Origin of the sequence: Duganella rivi (assembly GCF_009857435.1) — a bacterium.
In the GTDB taxonomy this organism is placed as follows: Bacteria; Pseudomonadota; Gammaproteobacteria; order Burkholderiales; family Burkholderiaceae_D; genus Rugamonas; species Rugamonas rivi.
Map to the genome: position 1 here is coordinate 47,944 of NZ_WWCK01000006.1, position 12,504 is coordinate 60,447.

Annotated in this window: 10 protein-coding genes; 1 reads left to right on the top strand and 9 read right to left on the bottom strand. The window is 60.8% G+C overall.

What is annotated here, in order from left to right:
- Positions 1–259: 259 nt before the first annotated feature.
- The 4 genes from GTP45_RS28070 to GTP45_RS19815 all read right to left on the bottom strand — a co-directional run bounded on the left by GTP45_RS28070 (position 260) and on the right by GTP45_RS19815 (position 5,763).
- Positions 260–622, bottom strand: coding sequence for an antitoxin PaaA2 family protein (locus tag GTP45_RS28070; protein ID WP_166454684.1), 363 nt, complete (start codon positions 620–622; stop codon positions 260–262).
- A 78-nt stretch (positions 623–700) separates the two neighbouring features.
- Entirely contained in the window at positions 701–1,546 is an 846-nt protein-coding gene (locus GTP45_RS19805) for a DUF817 domain-containing protein (protein ID WP_161015603.1), read from the bottom strand.
- 127 nt (positions 1,547–1,673) lie between these two features.
- Positions 1,674–2,711, bottom strand: a complete 1,038-nt coding sequence (locus tag GTP45_RS19810; RefSeq protein ID WP_161015604.1) for a cupin-like domain-containing protein — start codon at positions 2,709–2,711, stop codon at positions 1,674–1,676.
- 76 nt (positions 2,712–2,787) lie between these two features.
- Positions 2,788–5,763 carry a TonB-dependent receptor gene (locus tag GTP45_RS19815; protein ID WP_166454686.1) on the bottom strand — a complete coding sequence of 992 codons (2,976 nt, stop codon included), beginning with the start codon at positions 5,761–5,763 and terminating at the stop codon, positions 2,788–2,790.
- 356 nt (positions 5,764–6,119) lie between these two features.
- On the opposite strand from GTP45_RS19815, the gene GTP45_RS19820 reads away from it, so the two are divergent.
- Positions 6,120–7,397 carry an ROK family transcriptional regulator gene (locus GTP45_RS19820; protein ID WP_161015606.1) on the top strand — a complete coding sequence of 426 codons (1,278 nt, stop codon included), beginning with the start codon at positions 6,120–6,122 and terminating at the stop codon, positions 7,395–7,397.
- Between the two features lie 76 nt (positions 7,398–7,473).
- Here GTP45_RS19820 and rpsJ read toward each other — a convergent pair whose 3' ends face one another.
- From rpsJ to rpsL, 5 genes are all read right to left on the bottom strand, one after another.
- Positions 7,474–7,791, bottom strand: a complete 318-nt coding sequence (rpsJ, locus tag GTP45_RS19825) for a 30S ribosomal protein S10 (protein WP_072786805.1) — start codon at positions 7,789–7,791, stop codon at positions 7,474–7,476.
- A gap of 127 nt (positions 7,792–7,918) precedes the next feature.
- Positions 7,919–9,109: an elongation factor Tu gene (gene tuf, locus GTP45_RS19830; RefSeq protein WP_161015607.1), complete on the bottom strand. Its 1,191-nt coding sequence runs from the start codon at positions 9,107–9,109 to the stop codon at positions 7,919–7,921.
- A 70-nt stretch (positions 9,110–9,179) separates the two neighbouring features.
- Positions 9,180–11,285: an elongation factor G gene (gene fusA, locus GTP45_RS19835; RefSeq protein WP_161015608.1), complete on the bottom strand. Its 2,106-nt coding sequence runs from the start codon at positions 11,283–11,285 to the stop codon at positions 9,180–9,182.
- 110 nt (positions 11,286–11,395) lie between these two features.
- Entirely contained in the window at positions 11,396–11,866 is a 471-nt protein-coding gene (gene rpsG, locus GTP45_RS19840; protein WP_161015609.1) for a 30S ribosomal protein S7, read from the bottom strand.
- Between the two features lie 106 nt (positions 11,867–11,972).
- On the bottom strand, positions 11,973–12,356 hold the full coding sequence (rpsL, locus tag GTP45_RS19845; protein ID WP_092281397.1) for a 30S ribosomal protein S12: 384 nt from the start codon (positions 12,354–12,356) through the stop codon (positions 11,973–11,975).
- Between the last annotated feature and the right edge of the window lie 148 nt (positions 12,357–12,504).

Sequence of the window (12,504 nt, forward strand, 5' to 3'; positions counted from 1 at the left end):
GGCGGGGATATGTTGAACTACAAAAATAGTACGGACCAATAAAAAGACGAATCCATACCGAAGCCGGCTAGTGTATCTTGATTTGGGGCTTGACGCAACAACTTAGTACGAGGTATGTCAGCTTTTTGACGCGTCTGCGGACGCAGGGGGAAGAAAGGCACCAAAACCAGCCGCCATGCGGGCTGGCGGCCGCTCACGCCGGCCGTTTTCTTGCCGAATGCTTAACGCGCAAGACGCGGCAGATGCGCGAGGTGTGTCACTATTTTGCCTTGATAGCCGCCCGAATTCGGCGCATTGCTTCTTCGTGCGGCACCAGCGGCGATGGGTCATCGAGCGCTTCCTGCACTTCACCTATGAGCCACTCGTCATATCCCTCTTCTTTTTCCATCTGCTTAATATCAAATTGCTCGATTCCCAAGGCCCGCAAGCGTTGCTCGACCGCCTCTAGCGCATCGAATACTGCCGCAGCCTTGCTTTCCAAGTCGAGCAGCAGGCGGTCGCCTTGCATGTCATGTACGCACACAACCCAGCCCAAGTCATCGGGCTGGGCGGATACGCTGAACTCGTGTTTTGCACGGGCTAATTTAGCCAGCGCTTCAGGTTCTATGGTTTGCGTTTTCATATTGCCTCCACCGGGTAAGAAAACCAATCTAGCACGAACCTAAACTGCTAGTTTGAGGCGGCGCAAACGGCTATGCGATTATTTTTCCGGCACGTGGATGCGGGCTTTGATGTGTTTCAGGTTTGCCACTATGGTGAAGGTCATAATCACCAGCAGCGACCATGAGCTCCATTTGCTGACATGGACGGCCGACCAGGCGCCGAGCTGGTTCGGGTAGCGCCAGATGCCCCAGAAGGTGCTGATGTTCTCGGCCAGCCAGATGAATAAGCCGATCAGCACAAACGCCAGCAGCAAGGGCATGCTACGGTCGCGATCCAGCGGGCGGAACACCACCGTGGTGCGCGCGTACAGCCCCAGCGCGCAGGCGGCCAGATACCAGCGATAGTCGCCGATATAGTGATGGGTGAAGAAGTTGGCGTAGATCAGGATGGCAATCAGCGCCGCCATCCAGTGCGGCGGATGGTGGCGAATGCGCAAATCAAACAGCCGCCACGCCTGGATGATGTAGCTGCCCACCGCCGCGTACATAAAACCGGAAAACAGCGGCACGCCCAACAGCTTGGTGTAGCCAAAATCAGGATAGCTCCACGACTGGATCGCGCCCGAGGTCTTGAACACTTCCAGCGCAAAGCCCACTACGTGGAACAGGCTCACCGCCTTCAGTTCATCCCATGTTTCCAGCTTGGCCCACACCATCCACGCCTGTATGCCCAGCGCCGCCACCAGCAGCACGTCGTAGCGCGGCAGTCCCAGCAGGCCGGTGCGCGGTACCAGGAACACGGCGCCAAAGAACAGCGCAACAAACAGGCAGGCGCGCGCTTCCTTGATACCAAAGTACCAAAATTCCGCAACAAAGCGGGCCGCACCGCGCAGGCCCGGGCGGGCGGCGGCATTTAATAGGTGGTGATCGAAAGTGGCAAGCATGGCGCTTACTCTACCGTTACCGAGGCAAAAAAAACAGGCCGCCGGGACGGCGCGGCCTGTGCAAGTGTCGGGGCGGCACGACCCGCCCCTCCCCCTCTCAGTACAGCAGAGTCTTTACCGCCGGCCCCTAGCGGTTGAGCCGGTTCAGCAACTGGGCGCGCAGCATGCGCGCGCCCGCTTCGTCCAGTGGCGCCAGCACCCCGCGCGCGGCCGGCGGGATATGGGCCGCCTCGCTGCCGTCGCTGTCGAACACGTAGTGGCGGAAGATTTCCTGCCACGCCGCGCGCTGCGCCGGCGGCAAATCGCGCATGGTCATCAGACCCAGCAGCAAGGCATTGTGCGGCGTGTCCATCCACGCCGGCGACTGCCGCCACCAGTAGTTAATCAAGATATTGAACGGCTCCAGCCCTTCCACGTGGTGCCACCACATGCTGGGGATGAACACCGCGTCGCCCGCCTCCAGCTCGGCCGACTGGGCCTGCGCCAGCGCTTCGGCAAAGCGCGGATAGCGTTCCAGATCGGGCTGGTGCAGATCGACCATGCTGACCGACTGACCGGCCGGCGTCACGTCGAGCGGCCCGACATACAGGTTCTTCAGCTGCTCCGGCGGGAACAGGGTGAAGCGGCGGCGGCCGGCCGCCACGCAGGCCAGGTTGTCCGGCACATCATAGTGGGCCGGGATGCGGGTGCGGTTGCCGATCCACAGGCTGGCCAGCGGGTCGCGCGCGCCCAGGTTCACATCGTTCTCGGCGCGCAGGCCCGGCAGGCAGGTGTCGATGGTGGTCGAGCCGACATACATGGTCGGCGGCGCCGGCGCATCGAGGTGCGCGGCCAGCGCGTCGAGCACCTGGTCGAAGCGCACCATCTGGCTGTTGAAATTGAAACCGTTCAGTTCATCGTTGTAAAAAATGCGGCCGTCGCTGCCCGGCGGGCGGTGGCTGCCCAGCACCGTGGCGTCGCGGTAAAAACGGCGCAAATAGCTGTCGGCCGCGCGCGCCGAGCGGCGCGCCGCCTGCACCAGCGGCCAGTGCGCCACCAGCCCGCGCAGCACCAGCGGCACAGGCGAGCACAGCACCTCATCGGGCAAGGGCCGGCTACCGTCGCCACACAGCTCGGCGCTGCGCGTGCAATCGATCTCGGCAATAGCGGTGAGACTGGCGGACATGAATTCTCTCAAGAAAACAGGCCGTCGCACCGGGCGACGGCCTGCGGACTTACTCAACTACCTTTTCAACCCCGGCTCAGAACTTGTAGCGCAGGCCCAGCATGTAACGCGGACCAGCTTGCGTCACATTCAGGGTGGCCGCCTCGGTACGGCCGTGCTGGCGCGTAGTGCGGTCGGTGAGGTTGATCGCCTCGGCCTGGAAGCTCAGGTTCTTGTTGAAATTGTAGCCCACGCTGAGGTCGACCTGGCCATACGCATCGGTGTACACCGGTGCGGCGCGGCCATTGCCGTCCACCGTGGCGGCCAGGAAGGAATCGCGCCAGTTGTAAGCCAGGCGCACCGACCAGTCCTTGTTCTCGAAGATACCAACCAGGTTGGCCGAGTTGCTCAGGCCCAGGATCGCGAACTGGTCGTTCACGTCGGCGTTGTTGTACTTCAGCGGCGAGTGCACGTAGGTGTAGTTCGCCTGCACGCCAAAGCCGCTCTGGCCAAACATATGCTGCACGTTGGCCTCGGCGCCGCTGACGTTGGCCGACTTCTGGTTGGCGTAGGTGGTGGTGTTGAACATCAGCAGCGGATCGCTCGCCAGGCCAGTGATGGTGCCGTCCAGATTGCCGTCGCCCTTCACGCCGGTCTTCTTCACGCCCGGCTGGCCGTCGAAGTTGCTCAGAATGTAGTTGCGGATGCAGTTGGTGTTGGCGGCGGTACAGCCGCTGGCCAGCGCCTGCTTGTAGTAGGCGCCGCCGATCGGGGTGTGCAGGTCGTACAGCGACTGCGACACCAGCGTCTGGCCCGCGTAGTTGTCCATCTTCTTGCGGAAGTAGGCCAGCGACAGCACGCTCTGCTTGTCGTAATACCATTCCCACGACAGATCCAGGTTCTTGGCCTTGACCGGTTTCAGCGCCGGATTGCCCACGGCGGCGCTGCCGCCGGCGAACACGTCAGCGATGGTGCCCAGCGTCAGGCCGCCTTGCAGCTGGTCGAAGCGGGCGCGGCCGATGGTCGCGCCGGCGCTGGCGCGCAGCTTCATGTCGCTGCGGATGTCGGCGTCGATATTCAGCGCCGGCAGCACGTTGGTGTACGAGGCGTCGGTGTTGGTGAAGGCCTGGCCGCCAAAGGTCAGCGGCAGCTCATTTTGCGCCACCCACACCACGGCCGTGCCCGGCAGTACCTGGGCGATCGAGGTGACCTTGGTGCGTTCCACGCGCACGCCGGCCGAGGTGTGCACCGGAATCGCGGTATCCCAGTCGGTGCCCAGCGAGGCGTAGACCGAGGTGACTTTTTCCTGGATCGAACGGTCGGTGTCCGGCTTGCCCTTGTTCGGCAGGTAGGCGGCCTGGTTGCCGACGGCGTTGGCCGTGGCCTGGCGCACGGTGGCGAAGTCGAAGCTGTACAGGGTGGCAAACAGGTTAGGCGAGCCGGAACCGCCCAGCTTGTCGAAGAACGACGACATCGGGTTGGCCGTCCACAGGCTGGCCGGGTAGTCCGACGGCTTGGTGGCGCCGCCCCAGGTGTTGTTCTGCACGTTGGCGTAGGTCGAGCGGTTGGTGCTGTCGGTGTAGCTGACGCCGAAGTTCAGGTCGGACGCCTCCATCAGCTTCAGGCTGGCCTTGGCCTGGGCCTGCTTGACGGTCGACTTCACGTAGGCCTCGTGGAACCACGAACCGGCCGCCTGGATCGGCGCGGCGGCCAGGTTGGCGGCTGGCATGGTCAGAATCGGCAGCTCGGTGCTGAAGTCGATCTTGGTGGTGCCGCGGCTGAAGCTGGCGTTGGACAGCGAGTTCTCGGAGCCGAACGGGCTGTCGGAACCCGACTCGGCGGTCGAGTGGTGGGCGTCGAACTCCACTTTCAGATCCGGCGTGGCTTTCCACACGGCGTTGAAGCCCAACGACTTGTTCTTGGTCTTGGTGGCGAAATCGCCGCCCACCACCGAGATATCCTGCGGCGTCGGGTAGACTTCCTGGTAGCTGATCGGGCTGACCACGTGGCCGCTCGGCCACACGCTGGTCGAGGTCGGGGTCTGCGCGAACCACACGCTCAACTCGCTACGCTTGGTCTGGATCTTCTGTTCGGAATAGGTGTAGTCGACCGTGGTGGTCAATTCCTTGACCGGGCGGAACTGCAAGGTCAGCTGGCCGTTGGTACGCTGACGCTGGATCGCCGAGCTGTTGTAGCCGAAGTTTTGCGGAACCGAGTACAGCGCATCGGGCGCCGGGCGGTTGGTGATGTTCTGCGAGCCTGGCTGGCCTGGCTGCGGCAGCGTCTGGCCATCGACCACGGCCGAGCCCAGGTAAGGGCCGCGGTAGCCGTTGAACAGGCCGGCGCGGTTGACGCCCGAGTCGCGCGACTGGTAGCTGCCGCTGACTGCCACGCCAAAGCGGCCGTCGGCGCTGGTGTTGGAGTAGATGCCCGATACTTCCGGCGTCACGCTCTTGCCCTTGAAGGCGTCCACCACGTGGTCGTTGGAGGTGTCTTTCACCGCCTTGACGCCAACGCTCGAGTGCAGGCCCGGATTGTCGAACGGCCGGGCGCTGATGACGTTGATGGTGGCGCCGATGCCGCCGCTTGGGTTGTCGGCGCGGCCGGTCTTGTACACCTGCAGCTGCGAGATCGCTTCCGAGGCCAGGTTGGAGAAGTCGAACGAGCGGCCTTCGCGGTCGCCCAGATCCGAGGTCGGCATCTGGCGGCCATTCAGCAGCACCAGGTTGAAGTCCGGGCCCAGGCCGCGCACGGTCACTTTCTGGCCTTCGCCGTTGTTGCGGTCGATCGAGACGCCGGAAATCCGTTGCAGCGATTCGGCCAGGTTGGTATCCGGGAATTTACCCATGTCTTCGGCCACGATGCCGTCGACGATACCATCGGAATTACGCTTCATGTTCAGCGTCGACTGCATACTGGCGCGGATGCCGGTCACCACCACGGAAGGCCCGGTGGTGCTGTCGCCGGCTGGGTTGCTATCTTGTGCTTGGGCTACACTGAACGCGGCGCAAGCGCCGGCCACGGCCAAGCTCATCAGGCGGCGCTGTCGTGGCGCCTTTGAAAACGTTTTCATCGAAGTACGCACTTCATCTCCTTGTTTTATGTTTATTCCGGCGCTGCTTTGCCGGGGCTGATCCTACTCAAACTGACTGCTGGGTAGTTCTGTAAGGCGCCGCAGAACAGCGGACGGCGGTGTGATGCCCGCCTTGGGGAAGCTGTCCGGTCTCGTTCTTATGACTATTAGACAAGTTCAGGATAGGAGAATCCTGCTCATTCGTCAATTGATCGAACAAATTACGCACCGATTCTGCGCATCGGCTGTTGTAAGTACGCACCAAAGCGGGCCATTATGTCCGTGCGGGGAGATTGATAGTCGTTGTGACAAGCTTGGTGTATGATCCGCAGACGCCCCATTTTGGAATCCGCACCATGATCGTCGCTGGCGACCAGCAGTTACTCAAGCAAATCAATCGCATGGCCCTGGTGCGCCAGTTGTGCAGCGCGCCGGGACTGTCGCGCGCGGCGCTGGCCGAGACCGTGGGCCTCACCAAGTCCACCGTCAGCCTGCTGGTGCGCGAACTGCTGGACGAAGGCTGGCTGACCGAGGCCGACATCCTGGCCACCGGCGCCCTGGGCCGCCGCGCCACCCCGCTGCAGCTGGACGGCCAACGGCTGGCCCTGCTGGGCGCCGACATGGGCATCGGCATGGCGCGCATCGTGGCCACCAATTTGCTCGGTGAAGTGCTGGCCGAGCAGGAACTGCCCTACCTCGACGCGGCCGACACGGCCGGCTGCATCGGCTTGATGGCGCAAGGCCTGGCCGAGCTGGCCACCTGCGCGGCGCTGGCCGGGCGCACCGTGCTCGGCATCGGCGTCGGCCTGCACGGCGTGGTGGACGACGCCACCGGCGTGCTGCACTACGCGCCCCACCTGGGCTGGCGCAACGTCGACGTGGCCAGCCAGTTGCGCGCGCAGTTTGCCGGCACGCCGCTGGCCGAGCTGCCGCTGTTCATCCAGAATGAAGCGAACGTGGCGGCGCTGGCCGAGCTGGAGTTCTCCGGCCAGATCGACGCCGACCCGCTGATCTACCTGAGTATCGGCTACGGCGTCGGCGCCGGCATCATCGTCAACGGCCGCCTGCTGACCGGCTTGTACGGCTTTGCCGGCGAGGTTGGCCACACCATCTTGCAGCAGGGCGGCCCGCCCTGCTCATGCGGCCGGCGCGGCTGCGCCGACGCGCTGATCGGCTTGCAAGCGCTGCTGGACGAGGTGTACGGCAAGCAGCAGCCGGCCTCGCCCGAGCAGCTGGAACAATTATTCACCGAAGCGGAAGCCGGCGACGACGGCGCCGCGCGCGCCGTGGCAGCGGCCGGGCGCAATCTCGGCGTGCTGCTCAACAATCTGTGGGTGGCGTTCGACCCGATGTGCATCGTGGTCGGCGGCGCCGCGCTGCGGCTGGGCGAGCGCTTCATCGGGCCCGGCCGCGGCGTGCTGCACGACTGCGCCAGCGCCACCGGGCTGGCGGCGCCCACCATCCGCACCCCGCACTTTGGCAACAACGCGATTGCCATCGGCGGCGCCGCCATGGCGCGCCACTACCTGATGCGTCCCTTCACCGAGCCGAGCCCGGCCCGCCGCAACGCCAACAAACTGGGCGCCCTGCCGCCGGCGGTGGCGGCCGGCGTGCTGGCCCTGGGACTGAACTGAAAACACAACGGGCCCGGACGCTTGCGCGCGCGGGCCCGTCATCAGCCGGCAGCCGCAGCTGCCAACTTAAAAACGATTACTGCAGTTTGATTTCGACATCAACGCCAGCTGGCAGATCCAGCTTCATCAGGGCGTCAACGGTCTTGTCGGTTGGGTCGACGATGTCCATCAGGCGCTGGTGGGTGCGGATTTCGAACTGGTCGCGCGAGGTCTTGTTCACGTGCGGCGAACGCAGAACGTCGAAACGCTGGATACGGGTTGGCAGTGGAACTGGGCCTTTGACCACGGCGCCGGTGCGCTTGGCGGTGTCAACGATTTCCAGGGCCGACTGGTCGATCAGCTTGTAGTCGAAAGCCTTCAGGCGGATACGGATTTTTTGATTGGTAACGGTCATGATAATTCCCTAAAAGAGCGAACTGGCAACTGTGTAGCGCCAGCAATTTTAAAAAGAACGATTGATACTGCAAGGGCCGACATGGTAACACAACCATGTCGGCCCCGCTTACATCAGCGCTTAAAAATTAGGCGATGATCTTAGCAACAACACCTGCGCCTACGGTACGGCCGCCTTCGCGGATTGCGAAGCGCAGACCTTCTTCCATCGCGATCGGGTTGATCAGCTTAACGGTGATCGACACGTTGTCGCCTGGCATAACCATTTCTTTGTCCGCTGGCAGTTCGATCGAACCGGTCACGTCAGTCGTACGGAAGTAGAACTGTGGACGGTAGTTGTTGAAGAACGGGGTGTGACGGCCGCCTTCGTCTTTCGACAGAACGTAGATCTCGCCGGTGAAGTGGTTGTGCGGCTTGATCGAGCCTGGCTTTGCCAGAACCTGACCACGCTGAACGTCTTCACGCTTGGTGCCGCGCAGCAGCAGACCAACGTTGTCGCCTGCTTGACCTTGGTCCAGCAGTTTGCGGAACATTTCCACGCCGGTGCAGGTGGTTTTTACGGTGTCGGTGATACCAACGATTTCGATCTCTTCGCCGACTTTGATGATGCCGCGCTCAACACGACCGGTTACCACGGTACCGCGGCCCGAGATCGAGAACACGTCTTCCACTGGCATCAGGAAGGCGCCGTCAACTGCGCGCTCTGGGGTTGGGATGTAGCTGTCCAGCGCGTCGGCCAGTTGCATGATCGCCTGTTCGCCCAGTGGGCCGGTGTCGCCGTCCAGCGCCATACGTGCCGAACCTTTTACGATTGGCAGGTCGTCGCCTGGGAACTCGTACTTCGACAGCAGTTCGCGCACTTCCATTTCCACCAGTTCCAGCAGTTCTGCGTCGTCAACCAGGTCGCACTTGTTCAGGAACACGATGATGTATGGAACGCCAACTTGGCGGGCCAGCAGGATGTGCTCGCGGGTCTGTGGCATTGGGCCGTCAGCTGCGGAGCAAACCAGGATCGCGCCGTCCATCTGCGCTGCACCGGTAATCATGTTCTTGATGTAGTCGGCGTGGCCTGGGCAGTCAACGTGAGCGTAGTGGCGGCCCGAGGTTTCGTACTCGACGTGAGCGGTGTTAATGGTAATACCGCGTGCTTTTTCTTCTGGAGCAGCGTCGATCTGGTCGTAAGCTTTAGCTTCGCCGCCGAATTTTTTCGACAGAACGGTTGCGATTGCTGCGGTCAGGGTGGTTTTGCCGTGGTCGACGTGACCGATGGTGCCTACGTTGACGTGCGGTTTAGTCCGCTCGAACTTTTCTTTTGCCATTTTGATTCTTCCTCAAACTAAGTTTTAAATGTGCAGCCGGATGATCTACCCGGCTGCAAAAATACCAGAATTACTTCGCTTTCGCGGTAACGATCGCGTCGATAACGTGCTTAGGCGCCTCGGAGTAGTGCTTGAACTCCATGGTGTAGGTTGCACGGCCTTGCGTTGCGGAACGCAGGGTGGTCGAGTAACCAAACATTTCCGACAGTGGCACTTCGGCTTTGATGATCTTGCCGCCGCCGCCTGGGATTTCGTCCATGCCCTGCACCATACCACGGCGGGACGACAGGTCGCCCATCACGGTACCGGCGTAGTCTTCCGGCGTTTCCACTTCCACAGCCATCATTGGTTCCAGGATGACTGGGTTAGCGCGTTTGCACGCTTCTTTGAATGCCATCGAACCGGCCATGCGGAATGCATTTTCGTTCGAGTCAACATCGTGGTACGAACCGAAGGTCAGGGTGACTTTAACGTCAACCACTGGGTAGCCAGCCAGAACACCGGTGTTCAGGGTTTCACGCACGCCTTTTTCAACTGCAGGGATGAATTCACGTGGAATCACACCGCCCTTGATTGCGTCGACGAACTCGAAGCCTTTACCTTGTTCCTGTGGTTCCAGGGTCACAACAGCGTGACCGTACTGACCACGACCGCCCGACTGCTTAACGAACTTGCCTTCCACATCGGTAACCGATTTGCGCACGGTTTCGCGGTAGGCAACCTGTGGTTTGCCCACGGTGGCTTCCACGCCGAATTCGCGCTTCATACGGTCAACGATAATTTCCAGGTGCAGCTCGCCCATACCACCGATGATGGTCTGGCCCGACTCTTCGTCGGTCTTCACGCGGAACGATGGGTCTTCCTGAGCCAGACGGTTCAGGGCCAGGCCCATTTTCTCCTGGTCAGCCTTGGTCTTAGGCTCAACTGCCTGCTGGATCACTGGCTCTGGGAACACCATCTTTTCCAGGGTGATGATCGACGCTGGATCGCACAGGGTTTCGCCGGTGGTCACGTCTTTCAGACCCACTGCAGCGGCGATGTCGCCGGCGCGCACTTCTTTGATCTCTTCGCGCTGGTTAGCGTGCATCTGCAGAATACGGCCCAGGCGCTCTTTGCGGCCTTTCACCGAGTTGTAGACGGTATCGCCAGCGTTGATCACGCCCGAGTACACGCGGAAGAAGGCCAGCTGGCCCACGAACGGGTCGGTCATGATCTTGAAGGCCAGCGCCGAGAACTTCTCGTCGTCGGCTGCTTTACGGGTGGCTGGCTGTTCGTCTTCGTCGGTACCGGCAACGGCAGCGATGTCCACTGGCGATGGCAAGTATTCGATCACGGCGTCCAGCATGGCCTGCACGCCCTTGTTCTTGAAGGCGGTGCCGCACAGCATAGGAACGATCTCGGAAGCGATGGTGCGGTCGCGCAGCGCTTTCTTGATCTCGGCTTCCGACAGGTCGCCTTCTTCCAGGTACTTGTTCATCAGGTCTTCGTTCGCTTCAGCAGCGGCTTCAACCATCTTCTCGCGCCACTCAGCGGCCGAATCCGCCAGCTCAGCAGGGATATCGACGTAGTCGAACTTCATGCCTTGCGAAGCGTCGTCCCACAGGATCGCTTTCATCTTGACCAGGTCGATCACGCCTTTGAAGTTGTCTTCGGCGCCGATCGGGATCTGGATCAGGACTGGGTTGGCCTTCAGGCGGGCGCGCATCTGGTCGTAAACTTTGAAGAAGTTTGCGCCGGTACGGTCCATCTTGTTGACGAAGGCCAGACGTGGCACTTTGTACTTGTTAGCCTGACGCCATACGGTTTCCGACTGTGGCTGAACGCCGCCCACTGCGCAGTAAACCATGCAAGCACCGTCCAACACGCGCATCGAACGTTCAACTTCAATGGTGAAGTCAACGTGGCCTGGGGTGTCGATGATGTTGATGTGGTGTTCTGGGAAGTTGTTCGCCATGCCTTTCCAGAAGCAGGTGGTCGCAGCGGAGGTAATGGTAATACCGCGCTCTTGTTCCTGTTCCATCCAGTCCATGGTGGCGGCGCCATCGTGAACTTCACCGATCTTGTGGTTCACGCCCGTGTAGAACAGAACGCGCTCGGTGGTGGTGGTCTTACCTGCATCGATGTGAGCGGAGATACCGATGTTACGGTAGCGCTCGATGGGGGTCTTGCGGGCCATAATTAATCCTAAATCGTTTAATGGACAAAACCGAGCGCCATTTTTGCTGACAAAAATGAGCCCGGCCTCGAACAACGGATAACAGCCGGCTCAGGAGCCGGCCGATTTTATTAGAAGCGGAAGTGCGAGAACGCTTTGTTCGCTTCAGCCATGCGGTGAACTTCGTCACGCTTCTTCATCGCACCGCCACGGCCTTCAGCGGCTTCCAGCAGTTCGCCGGCCAGACGTTGTGGCATCGATTTTTCGCTGCGCTTGTTGGCAGCTTCACGCAGCCAACGCATGGACAGAGCCATACGGCGCACTGGGCGGACTTCAACCGGCACCTGGTAGTTAGCACCACCAACGCGACGGGATTTCACTTCAACCAGCGGCTTGGCGTTGTTGATTGCGGTAGCAAACACTTCCAGCGGATCTTTGCCGGACTTTTGCGAGATGTGCTCGAAAGCACCGTAGATGATGTTCTCTGCAACCGATTTTTTACCGGACAGCATCAGAACGTTTACGAATTTGGCGACATCGGTGTTGCCGAATTTTGGATCCGGCAGGATCTCGCGCTTGGGTACTTCACGACGACGTGGCATGTCATTTCCTTTTATCTTCAGTTGAGTGCCTTGCGGTCACTCGCGGCGGCCATCATAGCCAACCACTTACTCGGTCTCGCGACCGGCTCAACTCAATTAATGTAGATTACTTCTTAGCTTGCTTGGCGCGCTTGGCACCGTACTTCGAGCGAGCTTGTTTACGGTCTTTAACGCCCTGGGTATCCAGTGCACCGCGAACCATGTGGTAACGCACACCTGGCAAGTCTTTTACACGACCGCCGCGCAGCAGAACAACGCTGTGTTCCTGCAGGTTGTGGCCTTCACCGCCGATGTACGAGATTACCTCGAAACCGTTGGTCAGACGCACTTTGGCAACTTTACGCAGTGCCGAGTTTGGCTTCTTAGGAGTGGTGGTGTACACACGGGTGCACACGCCACGTTTTTGCGGGCTGTTTTCCAGCGCCGGCGATTTGCTCTTCACGACCAGCTTGGTGCGTGGTTGGCGAATCAGTTGATTGATGGTTGGCATCGTTCTAAACCCAACTAAATTACAACGTTAACAACCCGGTCATAGTGCCGGGGACAAAAAACCTTCTCTCGATTTATGGGCCGTCGGAGGCGCAAACAGCCACTCTCATGGAGCAGCCAGATTCAACGTATACGATGTGCAGAATAAA

Bases quoted from the DNA above. Each gene is read 5' to 3' on its own strand.
- tuf (WP_161015607.1), bottom strand. From the start codon at position 9,109: ATGGCAAAAGAAAAGTTCGAGCGGACTAAACCGCACGTCAACGTAGGC.
- fusA (WP_161015608.1), bottom strand. From the start codon at position 11,285: ATGGCCCGCAAGACCCCCATCGAGCGCTACCGTAACATCGGTATCTCC.
- GTP45_RS28070 (WP_166454684.1), bottom strand. From the start codon at position 622: ATGAAAACGCAAACCATAGAACCTGAAGCGCTGGCTAAATTAGCCCGT.
- GTP45_RS19815 (WP_166454686.1), bottom strand. From the start codon at position 5,763: ATGAAAACGTTTTCAAAGGCGCCACGACAGCGCCGCCTGATGAGCTTG.
- rpsG (WP_161015609.1), bottom strand. From the start codon at position 11,866: ATGCCACGTCGTCGTGAAGTACCCAAGCGCGAGATCCTGCCGGATCCA.
- GTP45_RS19810 (WP_161015604.1), bottom strand. From the start codon at position 2,711: ATGTCCGCCAGTCTCACCGCTATTGCCGAGATCGATTGCACGCGCAGC.
- GTP45_RS19805 (WP_161015603.1), bottom strand. From the start codon at position 1,546: ATGCTTGCCACTTTCGATCACCACCTATTAAATGCCGCCGCCCGCCCG.
- rpsL (WP_092281397.1), bottom strand. From the start codon at position 12,356: ATGCCAACCATCAATCAACTGATTCGCCAACCACGCACCAAGCTGGTC.
- rpsJ (WP_072786805.1), bottom strand. From the start codon at position 7,791: ATGACCGTTACCAATCAAAAAATCCGTATCCGCCTGAAGGCTTTCGAC.
- GTP45_RS19820 (WP_161015606.1), top strand. From the start codon at position 6,120: ATGATCGTCGCTGGCGACCAGCAGTTACTCAAGCAAATCAATCGCATG.